We start from the raw sequence: 18,604 nt of genomic DNA, 5'->3' as shown, positions 1-18,604 counted from the left end.
GCGCAAATTTTATGAGGCAGGATGAATGGCGGAACATGAGATTGCAGATTTTCCATTAATTGAGGATTTTTTAAGTCACGCATGGATGCAGGATGGCTTGAGTGATGCGACGCTTGCTGCTTATCGCAGTGACTTATACCAAGCAGCAAAAGAAATTCATCCTCAGCTATTGTCATCAGCTACAGTTGAAGATATTCAGCACTTATTTGCCAGTTTACTGGATGCTGGTCGCGCACCTTCAACGTTGGCGAGGTTGAGAACCAGCCTCAAACGCTTTTATCAGTTTGTGCTAAATAGAGGGGATCGGGAAGATAATCCTGTACTGCAACTGGGTAAGGCGCGCGCCCCACGTTATTCACCAGAAGTACTGGACGAAGAGCAAGTTGAATCATTACTCGCTGCGCCGGATCTTGAAGATGATATTGGCATCCGTGATTATGCGATGATTGAGCTACTTTATGCCTGTGGTCTGCGTGTCAGTGAGTTGGTTGGTTTGCCAGTATCAGCAGTATCAGTCGCGGAAGGGTTCGTACGGGTATGGGGAAAAGGTAGCAAAGAGCGTATTGTGCCTATGGGTGATATCGCAGCAGAAGCTGTGACGAACTACTGTCAGCAAGCACGCCTGAGGCTACTCGATGGCAAGGCTGCAGATGCATTGTTTGTGACGGCTCGAGGTGGTGCAATGACGCGGCAGGCCTTTTGGTATCGGATTAAATTTTATGCAAAACTCGCTGGTATTGAACAGTCGATTTCACCGCATACTCTACGCCATGCGTTTGCAACGCACCTGCTCAATCACGGAACTGATTTGCGAATTGTTCAAATGTTACTGGGTCATGCAGATTTATCAACCACGCAGATTTATACCCATATTGCTGAAGCCAGACTGGCTGCAATACACAATGCCCACCACCCGCGAGCCTGAAGATAACCTAAATTGATGTAACAATGGCGCTTTTGTCATTGCAGAATTATTTTCCCTGAGTATGATGTGCATTTTTAACCACTGAATCAGGAAGAATTATGTTGCATATGAAGCGGCGAGTGGGTGCTGCGTTGACTGTTTCGCTCATGACTGTATTACCAGCTATGGCTGAACCGGATTTGACGCTACTGACTCAAGCAATGGAAGGCAATCGGATTGACCATATTGACCCATCGCCAGTAGAAGGACTGCATGAATTCAATGTTGGCTCGGAAGTCTTTTATTTGAGTAACGATGGCCGCTATTTAATCCGTGGTGAGCTAATTGATTTGCAGACTAGGGAAAATTTGACTGAAAATAACCGCGCAAAAGCCCGTGCGGATTTGCTTCACAGTGTAGATAAAGAAGACATGATCATCTTCCCTGCAACAGGTGGCGACACAAAGCATGCAGTGTATGTATTTACTGATATCGACTGTGGCTATTGCAGAATGCTGCATGAGAATATTGATGGATACAATGAAAATGGCATCGAAATTCGATACCTTTCGTTCCCGCGGGCTGGTGTCGGCTCTGAAAGCTACGATAAAGCAGTCGCAGTTTGGTGTTCAGATGACCGTAATAGCGCCATGACTGATGCTAAAAATGGTGATACGGTTCAGTCTGAAAACTGTGCTGCCCCCGTCCGCGATCAATACAATATGGGTATCAGTATTGGGGTGAACGGTACTCCGGCGATCATTTTGGAAGATGGCACGTTGATTCCGGGCTTTGTTAAGCCAGATAATTTGGCTGAAATCCTTCTCGAACATGATGAGCTTAATAAGTCCAATAAATAATCTTATTGAACTTGACCTTCAAAGCCCTACATTAATTGTAGGGCTTTTTTATGGATGTATTATTTGAAGCGATTTTATCGACTTTGGTATCAGAGAGGATGGGCGTTGTTCGAGAACGTAGCGGACGGCTCCCTGTGCCGGATAAGTGGAGCATTGTGCCGTGATACATGGCGTAGCGTAAGGATAATAGGCTATAGGATTGCCTGCGCTGTCGTAGAAACGTATATCGAGGGGAATGAGGGTATTTTTCATCCAGAAAGCGACAGGGCGTGGCTGGTTAAACACAAACAGCATCCCTTCGTTGGGCAGTAGATATGGCTTGAACATTAGCCCACGTGCTCGGCTGTGTTCATCAGCTGCGATACGGACATGCAAGATGCGATCACCATCGCTAATCCACATGGTTGGTAGCTTTGTTTGTGGCGTAGGAGAGTTGGCGTGGCAAGATAAGATTGCGCCGAAAAAGCAGGTAAGCAACAGTTTTTTAAAGTGTATTGTCATGTTGTTTTGCCTATATTTTCTGGCGGTAAATAGATACTTTAAATGCCACTTTGTAAAGCTACCGCCCAGCCTTTACCAGTGCTGACTATAAATATCATGATTGTATGAGTCATGAGAACAGCCTATTCTATCGTCTATATGCGAAAATGGCTTGGAAGAAATATATAAAAAAAGCACCGTAGTACTCAAGAGATTCGGGCGGCAATTGCACGGTATACCTTAAGTATCCAATATTCAGAGCGTTGTACTTCAAATACATGGAGGCGATTCAAACGGGCATGGAAGCCTCGAAACCAGCGAACTATTCCAGCAAGAGACGATTTGTAAGAATATGGAAAGAGGCAAACTCTAGATTCAGTGCGTGTTAATTAAGCTGAATACGTCAACAAATTTCAGCTCTCGTCGAGCCCGTGCAGCTGCATTTTCTTCTTCAGTGTGTTGCGTGAAATACCGAGCATATTGGCTGTATGGGTTTGATTGCCGTTGCAGCGTGTCAGAGCATTGGCAATCAAGGCCGCTTCTGCTTCTCCCATCATCAGATTGTAGAGCTTGGGAGCAGCTTCGCCATCTAGATGATCGAGATATTCAGCAATACTTTGATCCATGGCCTGTTTGATGATGAGTTGGCTCATGATGCCATCCTTGCCATATTGGCTGTGGTCATGGATTGAATTAGGGAAAGCTGTTGTGAGCGATTGCGTGCTTGATTGATGGCATCGCGCAAGTCACGGTAATTGGGTAATGCGTGCGCGTACCAGTGCAGGTGTTTGCGCGCGATTAAAGTGCCGTGCTCACCATAGAGATCGTGCAGGCCGTCGATGTGGCGATAGATGTCCGATATGGTATCTATATTGGCTGGCATTGGACGACGATTAATAGCGTGTTGGCATTCGGCGAATAACCACGGATTTCCCTGTGCGCCACGCCCAATCATGACGCCATCGAATCCGTAGCGGTCAATAAGGTCTTTAGCTTGTGTGGCGCTGGTGATGTCACCATTGACGATAACTGGCAGGTTGCGTGTGGCTTTGACTTCCGCGATGTCCTCGTAACTGGCTTCGCCTTTAAAGCGCTGCGCCCGAGTACGGCCGTGTACGGTAAGTAAGCTAATACCGCTGTCTTCTGCAATATGGGCAATGTCGCTGATGTTGCGGTTGCCGTCGTCAGTGCCTAGGCGTGTCTTGAGCATCACAGGAATATCTACCGCGCGCACCGTCGCAGTAAGGATCTCTGCTACGCGTTGTGGGTCGGCCATCAATGCAGAACCAGCACTGTATTTGCCCACTTTTTTTGATGGGCAACCCATGTTGATGTCGAGAATGTCGGCACCACGCGCTTGCATCATGCGTGCAGCTTCAGCCATCAATGCAGCATCACCACCAACCAGCTGAATGATTTTTGGGTAACGATCATCGTCCCCAAACTGTAGTCGGGTACGCGATAATTCAGTATCCATTAAGTCAGGCTTGGCGCTGATCATTTCCGCTACAGTGAAATCTGCGCCGTAGTACTGGCAAAGTTCACGGAATGGGCGATCACTGACGCCAGCCATCGGTGCTAGGACGATGACGGGATCAGGATAATGAAATCGGCCAAGCGTGATCATGGTATTGCCTTAGTCGTTGCGGTGTGGCTGTGCTTCGAGCAACACCCAGCCTTCGCGTTGATTAATGACGCGCACATTGTGGGTAGCTTGATAGTGTTCGATTAAAATATCGGCTTGTTCAGCTAGCACGCCAGCAAAGATCAAGGTTGAATCTGTATTAGTATGCTGTGCAAATTGTGGCTGCAAGGCACACAGTGGTTTGAGCAAGATATTAGCGATCAATAGGTCAACAACCGGTGCATCATCAGGATTATCGCAGCAAGTGATCTGTTCGCTGACGTGGTTTTTTGTAGCATTGTCGCGGCTCGCAGTCATCGCTTGCGGATCAATATCCGTTTGCCACACATGCTCAGCGCCGAGCAAGGCAGCGGTAATGCCGAGAATACCTGAACCGCAGCCGTAGTCGTAAACGGTTTTACCGCTTAATTCACAGTGCGCGAGATAGTCGATACACATTGCTGTAGAAGGGTGGGTGCCAGTGCCAAAAGCGAGACCGGGATCAAGGCGCAGTACGATTGCGTCTTGGTCGTCGATGACGTGCTCACTGGCAGCAACCCAAAAGCGCTCGCTGAACTGGATAGGCTTGAAGTGATCAAGCCAAGCTCGCGTCCATTCACTATCAGCGAGGATGTGGTCGTTGAGCGCAATCTCATCACCTAGTTGCTGGCGCAAAGTGCTCATGACGTACTCAGGGTCGCAATCACGTGCGAATAGGCCTGTGACGGCTGTGTCCGCCCAAAGTGGCATGCTGCCAATTGGTGGCTCATAAATTTCACTTTCATCGCCGGCTTGATAGGTGACGGCAATTGCACCAGCCGCTTCAAGAGCGGCTTCGATGCGTTCGATGGCTTCTTCGTTATCGGCTTTGAGCGTTACTTGCAGCCAGTCGGTTTGCTGTGTGTGTTCGCTCATGACAGACCAAGTTTGTGTTCGAGGTAGTGAATATCCATACCACCTTCACAGACGACAGGATCTTCCAGTAAGTCTTTGTGCAATGGAATGTTGGTTTTGATGCCTTCAACGACCATTTCCGACAGTGCCATGCGACCCCGAGCAATCGCTGTGTTGCGGTCTTCGCCCCAAGTAATGAGCTTGCCGATCATTGAGTCGTAGTGTGGCGGAACTTTGTAGCCATCGTATAGGTGGGATTCAACGCGCACACCGAGGCCGCCTGGAGCGTGGAATTCAGTAACTTTGCCCGGTGAAGGGATGAATTTTTCCGGATCTTCGGCGTTGATGCGGCACTCAATAGCATGGCCGCGAATAACGATGTCTTCTTGTGTGTATGACAGTGGCAAGCCAGCTGCGATACGGATCTGCTCGCGAACAATATCGACCCCGGTAATCATTTCAGTAACAGGATGCTCGACTTGCACACGGGTGTTCATTTCGATAAAGAAAAATTCGCCTTTTTCGTAAAGGAATTCAAATGTACCTGCGCCGTGGTAACCAATACGCTTACATGCCTGTACGCAGATATCGCCGATCTCAGCGCGCTGCTGCTCGGTGATGCCGGGTGCTGGTGCTTCTTCGATAACCTTCTGGTGGCGGCGCTGTAGTGAGCAATCGCGTTCACCGAGGTGGATGGCATTGCCGTGTTTGTCGGAAAGTACTTGAATTTCGATATGGCGTGGTGTTTCAAGGAATTTTTCCATGTATACCATGTCATTACCAAATGCTTGGCGTGCTTCGGTCTTGGTCAGGCGTACAGCATCAACGACTTCTTCGGCACTGCGTACAACGCGCATACCGCGCCCGCCACCACCGCCAGCTGCTTTGACGATAACCGGATAACCGATACGTTCAGCAGTCGCTTTGATGGTCTCAGGGTCATTGTTTAGTGGGCCGTCTGAGCCAGGAACGCAAGGAATACCAGCTGCTTTCATCGCTTTGATCGCTTCTACCTTATCGCCCATCATGCGGATGGTTTCAGCACGTGGGCCGATAAAGGTAAACCCGGACTGCTCAACGCGCTCGGCAAAGTCGGCATTTTCAGACAAAAAGCCGTAGCCGGGGTGGATGGCATCAGCATTGGTGACTTCGGCTGCGGCAATAATCGCCGGCATATTGAGGTAGCTTTCGCTCGATGGCGCAGGGCCTATGCAGACTGATTCATCCGCAAATAAGACGTGCTTGAGGTCGGCGTCTGCTTTTGAGTGTACAGCAACGGTTTCAATCCCCATTTCATTGCATGCGCGCAAGATGCGTAGGGCGATTTCGCCGCGGTTGGCGATCAGGACTTTGTTAAACATACGTCCTCCTTATTGTAGGACGAAGAGTGGCTCGTCGTATTCGACTGGCTGTCCGTTCTCGACCAAAATTTCGACGACTTGCCCGCCAAAATCAGCTTCGATACGGTTAAACATTTTCATTGCTTCGATGATACATACAGTGTCGCCAGCGCTGATTTGTTGGCCAACTGATACGAAATCGTCCGCATCAGGTGATGCAGCAGCGTAAAATGTGCCGACCATCGGTGAGCGAATGATTTTACCACTGAGTGGTTTGGCAGCAGCTGGTTCACTGGGCGCAGCAGGTGCTTCTTGCGCTGGTTGGGGTGCGTACTGCTGTTGCTGCGGCACGCTGAAATATTGTGGTGCGGCTGCCGGTGCATTTTGCTGGCGGCTGATGCGTACAGTTTCTTCACCTTCATTGATTTCAATTTCGGTGACGTCGGTGCCTTCAAGCAGGTCAATCAGTTTTTTTATTTTGCGAATGTCCATGCGTCCTCACTTTCTCAGGTGTTGTGTTTGTTCAGGTATTGGTGTGCGGCGATCACCGCCAGTTCATAACCATGAGTACCCAATCCACAAATAACTCCTTCAGCCAGATCACTGAAGTAGGATTGCTGTCGGAAGGGTTCACGGGCGTGGATGTTTGAAATGTGTACTTCGATAAACGGGATTTTAACTGCTGCCAGTGCATCACGTAAGGCAATGCTGGTATGGGTAAAAGCAGCAGGATTAATGATGATGAAGTCGACTTTGTGCGCACCGGCGGCATGGATCAGGTCGATCAGTGCGCCTTCGTGGTTGTGCTGGATAAATTCGAGTTCATGATCAAAGGCCCCGGCAAGTTCGACAAGACGGTTTTCGAGGTCTTCAATGGTGTCGTGACCGTACTGGTCAGGCTCGCGGGTACCGAGTAAATTAAGGTTCGGACCGTTGATGACAAAAATTTGTGGCATAAAGCTATCAGTTATTGTGGGAAATTTGGGTTATCGTTAAATCCATCAAGCGCATACAGTAGTGTTTTATTCAGTGTACTGGGCCTGCTTATTGATGGCATTTCGCGCTGCCGCATGGTCTTTCATGCGGTTAAAGGAGCGCATTATATACCATGCGCTACGGAATAACAGCGCCGCACCTGTCTTGCAGCTTTTGCATAGGGCAAGCGGTACGGCGTTGTTCATATATATGTCAGTCAGATGGATTGGCATTTTTGGCTAGAATTTGCATGAATGAATCAGCCGGGATTTCGCCAATAATGCGTTGTTCCGGTTGGGTAAAATCACCGTGTGGAGGGTAGATCAACACAGCCGGTGGGCCAACGAGATTTAATTCTTGAAACAGCTGCTTGTGTTTGTCGGTAAAGTCGGTGACGTCCACTTTGAGTAAGGTGTAGTCAGCAAGTGGGGTAGCGAATGCAGCGTTCGTCCAAATATCGCGCTCCCATACCTTGCAGGCGATACACCAGTCTGCATAAAAGTCGAGAATGACTGGTTTGTCACTCGCGCTAATGATTTCGCTGACGGTAGTCGCATCATTCACCATAGTGAAGCTGGCATGCTCAGCTTGTACCGCTGCAGCGTTATGTGGATTACCAAGTAAATCATTTGTGGCGCGTTGGCCGAGTAGTAGTGCGGCAATCAAGGCCGCGCTGGCAAGTGCAAAGCGCATACGTGCGAAGCGTACGCTTATACCTTCAAGCGGAAAGACGAAGCTGGCAAACAGGACGCTGTAGCCTGCCCAGATCAGCAGTGCCCAACCAGTTGGCAAAATGCGCGCTACCAACCATACGGCTATGGCCAGCAGAGCAAAGGCAAAGCCTTTTTTGATGACGTTCATCCACGTACCAGCACGCGGCATGAAGCGACGCAATGCACCGGCAAATAGCAGTAGCGGCAAGCCTGTGCCAATGCCAAACAAAAATAGTGCCAATGCGCCTTTAAATGGCGTGGTTTGAGCGCTGAACAGTAGTAGTGCGGTGAGTACTGGCGTCGCGCAAGGGCTGACTACAAGCACTGATAAAGCGCCCATCACTGCAGCACCGATGAATGAGCCGGATTGTTGGCGGCGATTGAGTTTGTCGATATGTGTTTGCAACCATGCAGGGGCTTGCAGGGTGAATACGTCGAACAGAGACAATGCGAGCAGAGCAAAAAACGCGGCAACGAGTGCGGTAATCCACGGCGTTTGCAGGACGACTTGCAAGTTGATTTGGAACAAGCCAAAGATAGCACCAAGTGCAGCCATGGCCAGCCCCATAAACAGAACGTAAATTCCAATCAAGCCATAGCTGCGACCGGTTGTACTGTTTTTACCTACCACGAGGCTGGTGACGATCGGGATTAATGGATAAATGCATGCAGTAAAGCTGAGTGCAATACCAAGTAGAAAAATCAGCGGTAGGGTCGTCCAATAATTGGCAGCAAGCTTGGCTGCGATGTCGCTGTCATCGCTGTTGCTGGCAAGTGCCGTGCTGGCTGTATTCGCTGGCGTAGCCGCTGCGGCATTGGTGCCGGCGATGGGGGTTGATGCGTTGAGTAATAACTCACGACTGTCTGGTGGGTAACAAATTTTACCTTCTGCGCAGCCTTGCAGGGATAGAGTGATTGTAGCAGGGTACTCAGGCAATTCGGGTGGGGTCAGGATGAGTTGGCCATGGTAAACATCTTGCGCACCACGGAAAGGGTCTTCGTGTGATTCCGCTGCTGGAAATTGGGTGCGTGAGGTGAGGTCTTGTCCGGCATTGCTTAGCGTGAGGCTATCTTTATAAACATAATAGCCATCTGGCATGGTTATGCTGATTTGCTGGTCGGGTGTGACCTCCGTGACGAATGCTGCTTCAATAGGCAGAATGTCGTCACCATTGCTGCTCACCGGTGCGCGGTTCTGGGCGGCGGCTGCGCCTGACGTAGTGCCTTGTTTTGCGCCAAACAGGGCGTTGAGCGAGCCACCTTGTGAATTGGCGGATGCATTGCTTTGCGTGGCCGGTGCAGCGGTGGGTGGTGTGAGCGTCCACTCAGTTGGTGGGTAGCAAATCACGCCATCCTCACAACCTTGTGTGCGTAAGGTGATGCTGTCGAGTGGCGTATCACTATTGACGGTCAGTGTCGGTGGTGTCGCCCATACTTTGACGTCACCAAAATACGGATCGGATTTGGTCGAGGTCGGCGTAGCATCACCGGACAACTGTTCGCCATCATGACTGAGTGACGTTCTGTCAGCATATAGATAATAGTGCGGTGCGAAATCTATTGTGATGTCGTAGCGTAATGCACCATCTGGCTCGGTTGCGGTGGTAATCGAAGGTATGAATGCCTGCTTGACGGGGATCGGGTCAGCAAAAGCATTTAGCACCAGTACGCATGCCAATAGTGGTAAAAGTCTTCCCAGCTTTCTTATCATTATGTTAATTAACGCCACATTCAATCCTTTGGTTCATTGATATTGCGGCATGCTAGCACAGCAATCCTGAAAAAATACTCAATGTTTGGCAAGGCAGTTTATTTTCTGTGAACTTGTAATTTGCATTGTTTGCCATCATATACTGTGGATAAACAACCAACGAGGATAATCGCGATGTTATATGTATTGTTTTTATGGGGCATTATTGAGCTGATTGTGATTGTTTTGGTCGCTGGTGCGATCGGGGCAATGGCAACTTTGGGGCTTTTATTGCTCGGTATGATTGCCGGTATCATGATACTCAAGCAAGAACGCTTGCGCTTTGCTGAGCAGATGCGACGTGGTGGGCAGGTCTCGCTTAGTAATACGAATATGAAAGACGGCCTGTTTCGCGTCATGGGCGGTACTTTGCTGTTCATGCCTGGTTTTATTAGCGACGTATTTGCGATCATCTGCATGATTCCTGCACTGCGTGGCATGTTCGGTGGTTTATTGATGAAAGTATTCCGTCCTGATGTGGTGGTGCAGCGCTTTGGCTACCGTCAGCAGGGTGGTAATGTCTATGAAGGTGAAGTGGCAGCTAATGACAGTGATTCAGCCAGCCAGTCACAGTCTCGCAGTGAAAGCAAAGTCATTAAAGGCGAGTTTATTGAGCACGATGAGCAGCCACGTCGCCGTGATTGAGGGTTCACTGTAATCAACCCATAGTCCTATTGCTTGTCATAACGGGACACCCACAACTGCCGCAGCTTATGTCTGCGGCAGTTGTGTTTCTAGCACTTTAATTAGCTGATTGAGTTGCGCTACTTCTTCACTTTTTATGCCTGTAAGCAGTCTGTCCTTTAATTTAATGTGCTGTGCGACGCATGCCTCAACTACCTTTAACCCTTTTTCTGTCAGCTTGACCAACAGACTGCAACCGTCGTTTGGATTGGTCTCGCGCGTGATGAACGCTTCCTTTGAATCAGGAGAATTTTGATTTACCGGCGTCGTACCAGCCGGTCATGTTGGTCGCTATTGCCAGCCAACTATAGCGCGTTATGTGCAGAAAACGCGATTGCCTGTAGATGTGGTGTTAACTTTTGCTTAATGCCAAGCTAGCGTTATTTTATTGTTGGCTTGGTGGTATGATGCACGTTTTGCTTGCTGGAGCGGTTGCATGACCCAATTATCTACAGCCTTGCTGGTCGACTTTTACGAACTGACCATGGCCAATGCCTATTACGAACAGGGGCGAGCCGGTGAGTCGGCGTGCTTTGATTATTTCTTCCGCCGTGTACCAGATGGCGGTGGTTATGCCGTATTCGCTGGGCTGGAGCAGGTACTGGACTACGCACAGAATCTCCGCTTCACGGATGAAGATATTGCCTTTTTACGCGCTAAAGGTGGGTTCTCCAAAGGCTTTTTGCAGTATTTGCGCGACTTCCGTTTTAGCGGCGATATCTATGCCTTTGCTGAGGGTTCGGTGGTGTTCCCATCTGAGCCACTGTTGACTGTCCACGCACCGTTGATTGATTGTCAGCTGATGGAAACCTTTTTATTGCTAAGCCTCAATCACCAGTCTTTGATCGCCACCAAAGCGGCACGTATGCTGAGCGTGGCAGAAGGCAAAAAAATCCTAGAGTTTGGCGCAAGGCGTGCTCATGGTGCTGATGCGGCATTACTCGGGGCGCGAGCAGCGTATATTGGCGGTGTCGCGGGGACGGCCACAACCTTGGCTGAGCAACGTTTTGGTGTGCCTGCGTTGGGTACGATGGCGCACAGTTTTGTGCAGAGCCATGACAGCGAATATGAGGCATTTCTCGCTTATGCACAAACTTACCCTGATAACACTATCTTACTGGTTGATACCTATAACACGCTGAAATCGGGGGTACCTAATGCGATTCGTGTGCATAAGGAATACCTTGAGCCTAAAGGTTACAAACTCAAAGGCATTCGTCTTGACAGTGGAGATTTGGCCTACTTGAGCAGCCGTGCGCGTGAAATGCTCGACTCGGCCGGTATGCACGATACGCAAATATCCGCATCCAACTCGCTTGATGAGTACATTATTAAGGACTTGGTCCAGCAAGGCGCGAAAATTGATGCGTTTGGCGTTGGTGAGCGTTTAATTACGGCGCGCAGTGAGCCGGTATTTGGCGGTGTGTATAAAATCGTCGCACTGGATCAAAATGGGGTGTTTACGCCAAAGATCAAAATTAGCGAAAATGTGATTAAGACAACGACGCCAGGGTTTAAGCAGGTTTATCGTTTATATGACAAAGAAGGTATGGCAATTGCAGATCTGATTACACTGCGTGACGAACAGATCGATACCACTCAGCCTTATTTGCTGTTCGATCCTGAATATCCTTGGAAGCAAAAAGAAATCAGTGGTTTTTATGCTGAACCACGCTTGAATAAAGTTATTGAAAATGGTGAGCGTGTAGCTCCATCGCCAGAGCTCGAAGAAGTTCGCGCTCATGCACAGGCCGAGCAGAGCCATATTTGGCCGGAAGTACGGCGTCTGGAAAATCCTCACGGTTACTATGTGGATCTGTCGCAGCCGCTTTGGCAGCTTAAGCAGGATTTGATTAATAAAAATACCCATTAAAATGATGAATAAAGAACGCTACGATGAAGATGCGCTGTATAAAGCTGCAAACGATATTTATAGTTTGTACTTTATCGGCTGGCTGATTGGCTTTCTCGCTTTCATTATTGGTGCCGTATGGGCCGGGATGAAAGTGCGTAAAGCCTCCGATATTACCCATTCGCATTTCAAATTCCAAAGAAGCGTTGCCTTGCAGGGCATATTGATTTTGCTCGCCGTGGGGTTATTTAATTTTGCCTGGATCTGGTATTTTGATGGTGAATGGTCAACACCGGTGATGATCGTTACAATCATTGCCTACATCCGGTGGTGGTTAGTGCGCTGTATTGCCGGTTATCGGATTTTGGCGCAGCAACAGGCAATAGCGAACCCTAATACATGGGGTAAACCCCGTGCCGCTCGCTCACAAATAATACAATCAGTAGAGGAATAGACAAATGAATGCAGCAAAATATGCTGATGAACTGGTGGCGTGGCTAGAGAAAGAGCGTCAAGAATTTTACAAGATGGACGGTTATGTCCTAGGTGTTAGTGGTGGCATTGACTCCGCAGTTGTCGCTTTCCTGCTCGCTAAAACCGGCGCACCAGTTACGGCGCTCATGTTGCCGAGCTCGGTCAGTATTGCGAGTGATGAAGATCATGCGCGTATTGTGCTCGATGCAGCCGGGCTGCAAGGTGAGCTGATTTCAATTGCGCCGATGTATGACGCGGTGATGGGGCAAATCGGTGCGGTACTTGGTGATAGCGAAGACCGCGTTAATGTTTTGCGCGGCAACTTGCAAGCGCGCTTGCGTATGGTCACGCTATTCACCGTGGCGCAGAGTCGCCGTGCAGTGATGGTTGGTACAGATAATGCCGCAGAATGGCATACCGGTTATTTCACTAAATTTGGCGATGGTGCAGCAGACGTCGTGCCGCTTGCACATTTGCGCAAAGAGCAAGTGTATGAACTTGCGCGTTACCTTGGTGTACCAGAAGTGGTGATTGATAAAGCACCAAGCGCCGGTTTGTGGCAAGGGCAGACTGATGAAGGTGAAATGGGCGTGACTTATGCTGAAATTGACGCGTTCTTACGTGGCGAAACCGTGAGCGAGCAAGCACAGGAGCGCATCGACTTCTGGCATAACCGCTCGCACCACAAGCGCGAATTACCACGTACACCAAATGCACCACAAAGCTGATGATTAAGCAGTTTGGAGAATTTCGCCCTGTACTGGCTGAAAGTGCCTGGGTTGATGAACAAGCGTTAGTTGTTGGGCAAGTGGTGCTGGGTGAGGGTGCTAATATCTGGCCCATGGCGGTATTGCGTGGTGACGTGGGTAAAATTACCGTCGGTGCGCGCAGCAATATTCAAGATGGTGCTGTGGTTCACGTTACCCACGATGGAAAATATACCCCGGGTGGGCGCGACACGGTGATCGGTGAGGATGTAACAATTGGGCACAGCGCCGTGATCCACGCATGCACCATTCACGATCAAGTCTTGATTGGGATGAATGCCACTGTACTTGATGGTGCAGTGGTTGAATCACATGTCTTGGTGGCTGCTGGGGCATTGGTCGCTCCAGGCAAGCGCCTGCAGTCCGGTTATTTGTACGCTGGAAATCCAGCTCGACAAATCCGCGAACTGACTGCTGGAGAGCGTGAATTTTTTGCTTATTCAGCAAAGAATTACGTCGAGCTGGCCGCGGTTTATCAAGCGCAGACAGCACCATTATGAGGTGGCTGTGGTCTTAATTGCCTCCTTTCTTGCCGACGATATTTGGCGCATCTAATATGTATGCTTTGTACCCCATGTAGATGCGCCTGATAAAGTTTGCTTTTTTTCAAGGCTGCCAGTAAAATGCGCAGCTTTTCAACCTGACTCCAATGAGGAATTTGAATGCCAAGTGTAAAAGTACGTGACAACGAACCGTTTGATATTGCCCTGCGCCGCTTTAAGCGCTCTTGTGAAAAAGCTGGTGTACTGGCTGAAGTGCGTAGCCGTGAATTCTATGAGAAGCCAACTCAGGAACGTAAGCGCAAGCTTGCTGCTGCTGTTAAGCGTAATTCTCGTCGCTTGAAGAAAGAGCGCGGCCGTTTCGAACGTCTGTACTAATACTACTGTGTTACGCGACAACCTCAATAGCGCAATCAAGGAAGCAATGGTCAATAAGGACCGTGCTTCCTTGCAAACTTTGCGTATGCTCAGTGCAGCACTCAAGCAGATTGAAATTGATCAGCGCATCGAAATCACTGATGAAGTTGCCACTCGTGAATTTGTTCGTCAAGTCAAGCAACGTCAGGATGCTGCTACGCAGTACCGCGATGCCAATCGTGATGACCTCGCGACCAAGGAAGAAGCCGAGATAGAAATTATTCAGCGCTTTCTTCCTGAGGCAATGAGTGATGAAGAAATTGCTGCGGCAGTTGATGCTGCTATTGCTGAATCTGGATTGCCACAGGAAATGTCCTCAATGGGACCTTTAATGGGCAAGCTTAAGCCGGCACTTGAAGGCCGTGCTGATATGAGTAAAGTCAGTAAGTATTTGCGCGAGAAGCTCAATAGCTAAGTGCAAAGCTGAACGGCAGGCGCGTTGCGCACAGGTAAAACGCTGCCATTTGGCAGCGTTTTTTGTCTTGATCGGAGTGGAATAATGGCGAAAAGTATTGCAGCTACTTTTATTCAAGAGCTCAATGCGCGTACTGATCTGGTCAAGCTGATTGCAACACGCGTTGATTTTCGCCGCCACAGCGGCAAAAATCACTACGCCTGCTGCCCATTTCACAACGAAAAAACCCCTTCTTTTACCGTCAATGAAGCTGAGCAGTACTATCACTGCTTTGGCTGTGGTGCGAGCGGAGATGCGATCCGTTTTTTGATGGATCATGATCATCTTACGTTCGTCGAAGCGATCGAATCGCTGGCAGATTTTAACGGTATGGAAGTGGTCTACGAAGAGCGCGCGATCGGCGATCATCAGGCCCAGCCAAGAGATAAGGCTCGCCATGAACAAGGTCTTGAATGTCTTGCGGCTGCTGCTGAGTATTTTCAGCGCATGTTTTATGAGGATGCCGGGCGTCAGGCAAGAGAGTATTTACGTGGCCGCAAGGTGAGTAAATCGAGCGTTGATCATTTCATGCTCGGCTATGCGCCTCGCGGCAATGGCTTGCTCGAAGCACTTGGCAGCCGTTTTAGCCATGAAATACTTGAAGCAACAGGGCTAATCGGCGCAAAAGACGGCCGCCACTACGATTGGTTTCGCGACCGGGTGATGTTCCCAATTCGCAATGTGCGTGGTCAGGTGATTGGCTTTGGTGCGCGAGCGATGGATGGTGGTGAACCCAAGTACCTTAATTCTGGCGAGAGCGAATGGTTTAATAAACGCCATGAATGTTACGGTTTATTTGAAGCTTTGCAAAATGGCAAGCGCAACCAACCGCTGATGGTGACCGAAGGCTATATGGATGTGGTCAAGCTGTGGCAACACGGCATGGATAATGCCGTTGCTGCTTTGGGGACTGCTATTGGTGAGACGCATATCACCCAGCTCAAAAAACGGGCGAAGAAGGTTTACTTTGCTTTTGACGGCGATACTGCTGGCCAAAAAGCAGCGGGAAAGGCATTGGAAGCGGTATTCCGACTGCACGATGAACATCATCAATGGCGTTTTGTGTTCATGCCGGAAGGAGAAGATCCGGATTCTCTGATTGAGCATGATGGCGTTGCAGCAGTGCAAAGTCTGCTTGATGGCAGCCTGACAGCGTCGCAGTTCTTGCTGCGCTTGTTGGATCAGCGGCTTGCCGGGCGTGATTCAGTCGAAGCTGATGCGGAAGTCGCTAGCTATGCGCGAGAATGGCTTGGCATGTTGCCTGAAAGTGCTTATCGCGTCTTACTGCAAGAAGAAATTCAAGTGCGTTTTGGGCTCAATGCACAGACGCTGGGTGCAAGTGTGGTGGCAGAAGGTGGTCATCGAAAGCGCTTTAAGCGCCAGCGTATCGAGCGGGTACTGAGTAATGCACCACAGACGATGGATGTACGCCTGACAGCAATGTTGTTACAGTTTCCCGATATTGCAGATAGAGTTGAGCTTCTACGCCAGAAAGCAGCCTTGGACGAAGCCCTGCCGCTATTTTGCGCGGCTTGGTATGTCGTACAAAGTGGTGCGGGGAAAAGCGTACTGGAAAGCTGGTTAAAAGCACAGGATGTTGCCGAAGTTGTTAGCCATGCGCAGCGGGCTTTGGAGAATATGTCGCGTGAGCACATCATTGCTGAACTCAATGATTGCCTGCGTGTACGGGCTGAGCGAATTGCCGAACAGCAGGCAAGGCTTGAAAAATTGGGCGGGTGACCGCATATATAGACTACGATCCGATGAGTGCGTCTGCAGCGTCGGTAACCTGATAAAAGATGAGGAAAGACCATGAGTGATTTTGATCGTGCACATGACGAAGATGATGTACAAGAAGAAATTAAAGAACTCATTGAGCGCGGTCGGGAACAGGGCTTCCTAACCTACGAAGAGATCAGTGAGGCGCTGCCTGAGCATGCTTTGGAAGGTGACAAGCTCGAAGAAATTACCACATTGATGGGTGAATTGGGTATTGACGTACTCGATAGCGCGCCGGAAGAAGATGATGACGTTGTGCCTCCAGAAGATGAAGAAGACGTACCGAGTAATGTCTTCCTCAATGAAAACGAAATTGGCCGAACTACTGATCCGGTGCGTATGTATATGCGTGAAATGGGCGCGGTTGACCTCCTGACCCGTGAGGGTGAGATTGCGATTGCCAAGCGTATCGAAGCCGGGTTGAATACCGTACAGATGACGCTTGCTGAATTTCCTCCGGCTTTGGAGGCATTGATTGCGGAGTTTCGCTTGGTCGAAGCAGGTGAGAGCAAACTTGGTGATTTGGTTAATGGCTACGGTGATCCGTATGCTGAAACTGAAGATGATGCCAGTGGCGACGATGATGCTGATATTGATGCTGACGATGTCGATGATGACGATGATGCTCCAGCTGTTGCCAGCGCAGAAGATGGCTTGGCTGAGGCGCGTGAAAAGCTGGTTGAATTGGCTGATCTTTACGACAAATTAGCTGCAGCACTGAAAAAAGGGCAGCCGCTGTCGAGCAAGAAAAACCAAAAAATTCACGACGAAATTAAAATGCATATTCAGGCGTTTTCTTTCCCACAGCGCACCATCGATATGATGGAAGAGCAGATTGAAGACCCGATTGAAGAAATTAAAGGCGTTGAGCGTCGTTTGATGCGCTTGATCATTGACCGTGCAGGTATGCCGCGCAAGAGTTTCGTTAAGGATTTTCCGGGGCAGGAAACTGATTTGGATTGGGTCGTTCGCCAGAGTAAGCAGCGCCGCAAATACGCAGAAAAGCTCAAGACCATGATTGTTGAAGTTCAGGCTGAGCAGGAAAAGTTGATCGAAATCGAGCAGCGCTATGGCATGACCGTAACCGGGCTGAAAGATATTTATCGTCAGGTTACGATTGGTAAATCACAAGCCAAGCGTGCTAAAGAAGAAATGGTTGAGGCCAACCTGCGTTTGGTTATTTCCATTGCGAAGAAATACACTAACCGCGGTCTGCAGTTCCTTGATCTGATTCAGGAAGGAAACATTGGCTTGATGAAAGCGGTTGATAAGTTTGAATATCGCCGTGGCTTTAAGTTCTCAACTTATGCAACATGGTGGATTCGCCAAGCGATCACGCGCTCGATTGCTGATCAGGCGCGTACCATCCGTATTCCTGTGCATATGATTGAGACGATTAACAAGCTCAACCGCATTTCGCGTACCTTGGTGCAGAAAAATGGCCGTGATCCGACGCCAGAAGAGTTGGCAGTGGCGATGGAAATGCCGGAAGACAAGATCCGCAAGGTGCTCAAAATCGCCAAAGAGCCTATTTCTATGGAAACCCCGATTGGTGATGATGAAGATTCACATCTTGGTGATTTCATTGAGGATGCGAATGTTATGTCGCCACTTGAAGCAGCAACTACTCGCGGCTTGAGTGAGGCGACTAACGATGTACTTAGTTCGTTAACGCCACGAGAAGAGCGCGTCCTGCGTATGCGTTTTGGTATCGATATGAATACAGATCATACTTTGGAAGAAGTAGGGCGCCAGTTTGATGTAACGCGCGAGCGTATTCGTCAGATCGAAGCGAAGGCACTGCGCAAATTGCGTCATCCAAACCGCTCCGAATTGCTGAAAAGCTTCCTCACTGATTAAGGTCGATCCATGGCCGGAGGCTGGTCGCGAGATGGTGCGGAGCACGAGCAGATGGATGCCACAGTTAATGACGCCCTCGAACGTGCACGGCAGTCGCTGCCGCAAGGTGAGAGTGTTGAGTTCTGTGAAGAATGCGATGAGCCTATTCCCGAGCCACGGCGCCAAGCATTGCCCGGAGTTCGCTACTGCGTAGCGTGTCAGGAAATGCTTGAGAAAGACAGTAAAGCTACTGCGTTGTTCAATCGGCGCGGTAGTAAGGACAGCCAGCTGCGCTAAT

Annotated in this window: 20 protein-coding genes; 12 read left to right on the top strand and 8 right to left on the bottom strand. The window is 49.4% G+C overall.

Annotated elements, in window-relative coordinates; all coding sequences use genetic code 11:
* Positions 1-25 precede the first annotated feature (25 nt).
* Positions 26-925 (top strand): site-specific tyrosine recombinase XerD, encoded by a 900-nt coding sequence (xerD, locus tag KRX19_06820; GenBank protein ID MBV7434739.1) that lies wholly within the window; start codon positions 26-28, stop codon positions 923-925.
* 98 nt (positions 926-1,023) lie between these two features.
* Positions 1,024-1,764, top strand: a complete 741-nt coding sequence (locus KRX19_06815) for a DsbC family protein (protein MBV7434738.1) — start codon at positions 1,024-1,026, stop codon at positions 1,762-1,764.
* Positions 1,765-1,812: 48 nt separating this feature from the next.
* On the opposite strand, the gene KRX19_06810 is transcribed toward KRX19_06815, so the two are convergent.
* The 8 genes from KRX19_06810 to dsbD form a co-directional block, all read right to left on the bottom strand.
* Positions 1,813-2,265, bottom strand: a complete 453-nt coding sequence (locus KRX19_06810) for a DUF192 domain-containing protein (GenBank protein ID MBV7434737.1) — start codon at positions 2,263-2,265, stop codon at positions 1,813-1,815.
* 392 nt (positions 2,266-2,657) lie between these two features.
* Complete coding sequence (locus KRX19_06805; protein MBV7434736.1) at positions 2,658-2,897, bottom strand: Fis family transcriptional regulator; 240 nt, start codon at positions 2,895-2,897, stop codon at positions 2,658-2,660.
* Positions 2,894-3,871 carry a tRNA dihydrouridine synthase DusB gene (gene dusB / locus KRX19_06800; GenBank protein MBV7434735.1) on the bottom strand — a complete coding sequence of 326 codons (978 nt, stop codon included), beginning with the start codon at positions 3,869-3,871 and terminating at the stop codon, positions 2,894-2,896. The genes KRX19_06805 and dusB overlap by 4 nt, the downstream gene beginning before the upstream one ends.
* 9 nt (positions 3,872-3,880) lie before the next feature.
* Positions 3,881-4,783 (bottom strand): 50S ribosomal protein L11 methyltransferase, encoded by a 903-nt coding sequence (gene prmA / locus KRX19_06795; GenBank protein ID MBV7434734.1) that lies wholly within the window; start codon positions 4,781-4,783, stop codon positions 3,881-3,883.
* Positions 4,780-6,123 (bottom strand): acetyl-CoA carboxylase biotin carboxylase subunit, encoded by a 1,344-nt coding sequence (accC, locus tag KRX19_06790; protein MBV7434733.1) that lies wholly within the window; start codon positions 6,121-6,123, stop codon positions 4,780-4,782. The genes prmA and accC overlap by 4 nt, the downstream gene beginning before the upstream one ends.
* A gap of 9 nt (positions 6,124-6,132) precedes the next feature.
* The gene (gene accB, locus KRX19_06785) at positions 6,133-6,594 is read right to left on the bottom strand and encodes an acetyl-CoA carboxylase biotin carboxyl carrier protein (GenBank protein MBV7434732.1); all 462 of its coding nucleotides are present in this window, start codon (positions 6,592-6,594) and stop codon (positions 6,133-6,135) included.
* A 14-nt stretch (positions 6,595-6,608) separates the two neighbouring features.
* A complete protein-coding gene (gene aroQ, locus KRX19_06780; protein ID MBV7434731.1) occupies positions 6,609-7,058 on the bottom strand; it encodes a type II 3-dehydroquinate dehydratase in 450 nt (149 codons plus the stop codon).
* Between the two features lie 232 nt (positions 7,059-7,290).
* Positions 7,291-9,501, bottom strand: a complete 2,211-nt coding sequence (dsbD, locus tag KRX19_06775) for a protein-disulfide reductase DsbD (GenBank protein ID MBV7434730.1) — start codon at positions 9,499-9,501, stop codon at positions 7,291-7,293.
* Between the two features lie 174 nt (positions 9,502-9,675).
* On the opposite strand from dsbD, the gene KRX19_06770 reads away from it, so the two are divergent.
* The 10 genes from KRX19_06770 (at position 9,676) to KRX19_06725 (ending at position 18,603) form a co-directional block, all read left to right on the top strand.
* The gene (locus KRX19_06770) at positions 9,676-10,185 is read left to right on the top strand and encodes an FxsA family protein (protein ID MBV7434729.1); all 510 of its coding nucleotides are present in this window, start codon (positions 9,676-9,678) and stop codon (positions 10,183-10,185) included.
* Between the two features lie 475 nt (positions 10,186-10,660).
* Positions 10,661-12,097, top strand: coding sequence for a nicotinate phosphoribosyltransferase (locus KRX19_06765; GenBank protein ID MBV7434728.1), 1,437 nt, complete (start codon positions 10,661-10,663; stop codon positions 12,095-12,097).
* A 1-nt stretch (position 12,098) separates the two neighbouring features.
* Complete coding sequence (locus tag KRX19_06760) at positions 12,099-12,530, top strand: hypothetical protein (protein MBV7434727.1); 432 nt, start codon at positions 12,099-12,101, stop codon at positions 12,528-12,530.
* Between the two features lie 4 nt (positions 12,531-12,534).
* Positions 12,535-13,278 carry an NAD(+) synthase gene (gene nadE / locus KRX19_06755; GenBank protein MBV7434726.1) on the top strand — a complete coding sequence of 248 codons (744 nt, stop codon included), beginning with the start codon at positions 12,535-12,537 and terminating at the stop codon, positions 13,276-13,278.
* Complete coding sequence (locus KRX19_06750) at positions 13,278-13,817, top strand: gamma carbonic anhydrase family protein (GenBank protein MBV7434725.1); 540 nt, start codon at positions 13,278-13,280, stop codon at positions 13,815-13,817. Before nadE ends, KRX19_06750 begins: the two co-directional genes overlap by 1 nt.
* 162 nt (positions 13,818-13,979) lie before the next feature.
* Entirely contained in the window at positions 13,980-14,195 is a 216-nt protein-coding gene (rpsU, locus tag KRX19_06745) for a 30S ribosomal protein S21 (GenBank protein ID MBV7434724.1), read from the top strand.
* A 46-nt stretch (positions 14,196-14,241) separates the two neighbouring features.
* The gene (locus tag KRX19_06740) at positions 14,242-14,649 is read left to right on the top strand and encodes a GatB/YqeY domain-containing protein (GenBank protein MBV7434723.1); all 408 of its coding nucleotides are present in this window, start codon (positions 14,242-14,244) and stop codon (positions 14,647-14,649) included.
* An 84-nt stretch (positions 14,650-14,733) separates the two neighbouring features.
* On the top strand, positions 14,734-16,428 hold the full coding sequence (gene dnaG / locus KRX19_06735) for a DNA primase (protein MBV7434722.1): 1,695 nt from the start codon (positions 14,734-14,736) through the stop codon (positions 16,426-16,428).
* Positions 16,429-16,500: 72 nt separating this feature from the next.
* A complete protein-coding gene (gene rpoD / locus KRX19_06730; protein MBV7434721.1) occupies positions 16,501-18,327 on the top strand; it encodes an RNA polymerase sigma factor RpoD in 1,827 nt (608 codons plus the stop codon).
* Between the two features lie 9 nt (positions 18,328-18,336).
* Positions 18,337-18,603 carry a DksA/TraR family C4-type zinc finger protein gene (locus KRX19_06725; protein ID MBV7434720.1) on the top strand — a complete coding sequence of 89 codons (267 nt, stop codon included), beginning with the start codon at positions 18,337-18,339 and terminating at the stop codon, positions 18,601-18,603.
* Position 18,604: the final 1 nt, after the last annotated feature.

Source organism: Cardiobacteriaceae bacterium TAE3-ERU3 (assembly GCA_019218315.1).
In the GTDB taxonomy this organism is placed as follows: domain Bacteria; phylum Pseudomonadota; class Gammaproteobacteria; order Cardiobacteriales; family Cardiobacteriaceae; genus JAHUUI01.
Note: the sequence above shows the minus strand (reverse complement) of the source record. Positions and strands in the feature narration are given on the sequence as shown.

Excerpts from the sequence above, each read along its gene's own strand:
- xerD (MBV7434739.1), top strand. The coding sequence starts at position 26 with ATGGCGGAACATGAGATTGCAGATTTTCCATTAATTGAGGATTTTTTA.
- KRX19_06815 (MBV7434738.1), top strand. The coding sequence starts at position 1,024 with ATGTTGCATATGAAGCGGCGAGTGGGTGCTGCGTTGACTGTTTCGCTC.
- KRX19_06810 (MBV7434737.1), bottom strand. The coding sequence starts at position 2,265 with ATGACAATACACTTTAAAAAACTGTTGCTTACCTGCTTTTTCGGCGCA.
- KRX19_06805 (MBV7434736.1), bottom strand. The coding sequence starts at position 2,897 with ATGAGCCAACTCATCATCAAACAGGCCATGGATCAAAGTATTGCTGAA.
- dusB (MBV7434735.1), bottom strand. The coding sequence starts at position 3,871 with ATGATCACGCTTGGCCGATTTCATTATCCTGATCCCGTCATCGTCCTA.
- prmA (MBV7434734.1), bottom strand. The coding sequence starts at position 4,783 with ATGAGCGAACACACACAGCAAACCGACTGGCTGCAAGTAACGCTCAAA.
- accC (MBV7434733.1), bottom strand. The coding sequence starts at position 6,123 with ATGTTTAACAAAGTCCTGATCGCCAACCGCGGCGAAATCGCCCTACGC.
- accB (MBV7434732.1), bottom strand. The coding sequence starts at position 6,594 with ATGGACATTCGCAAAATAAAAAAACTGATTGACCTGCTTGAAGGCACC.
- aroQ (MBV7434731.1), bottom strand. The coding sequence starts at position 7,058 with ATGCCACAAATTTTTGTCATCAACGGTCCGAACCTTAATTTACTCGGT.
- dsbD (MBV7434730.1), bottom strand. The coding sequence starts at position 9,501 with ATGATAAGAAAGCTGGGAAGACTTTTACCACTATTGGCATGCGTACTG.
- KRX19_06770 (MBV7434729.1), top strand. The coding sequence starts at position 9,676 with ATGTTATATGTATTGTTTTTATGGGGCATTATTGAGCTGATTGTGATT.
- KRX19_06765 (MBV7434728.1), top strand. The coding sequence starts at position 10,661 with ATGACCCAATTATCTACAGCCTTGCTGGTCGACTTTTACGAACTGACC.
- KRX19_06760 (MBV7434727.1), top strand. The coding sequence starts at position 12,099 with ATGATGAATAAAGAACGCTACGATGAAGATGCGCTGTATAAAGCTGCA.
- nadE (MBV7434726.1), top strand. The coding sequence starts at position 12,535 with ATGAATGCAGCAAAATATGCTGATGAACTGGTGGCGTGGCTAGAGAAA.
- KRX19_06750 (MBV7434725.1), top strand. The coding sequence starts at position 13,278 with ATGATTAAGCAGTTTGGAGAATTTCGCCCTGTACTGGCTGAAAGTGCC.
- rpsU (MBV7434724.1), top strand. The coding sequence starts at position 13,980 with ATGCCAAGTGTAAAAGTACGTGACAACGAACCGTTTGATATTGCCCTG.
- KRX19_06740 (MBV7434723.1), top strand. The coding sequence starts at position 14,242 with ATGGTCAATAAGGACCGTGCTTCCTTGCAAACTTTGCGTATGCTCAGT.
- dnaG (MBV7434722.1), top strand. The coding sequence starts at position 14,734 with ATGGCGAAAAGTATTGCAGCTACTTTTATTCAAGAGCTCAATGCGCGT.
- rpoD (MBV7434721.1), top strand. The coding sequence starts at position 16,501 with ATGAGTGATTTTGATCGTGCACATGACGAAGATGATGTACAAGAAGAA.
- KRX19_06725 (MBV7434720.1), top strand. The coding sequence starts at position 18,337 with ATGGCCGGAGGCTGGTCGCGAGATGGTGCGGAGCACGAGCAGATGGAT.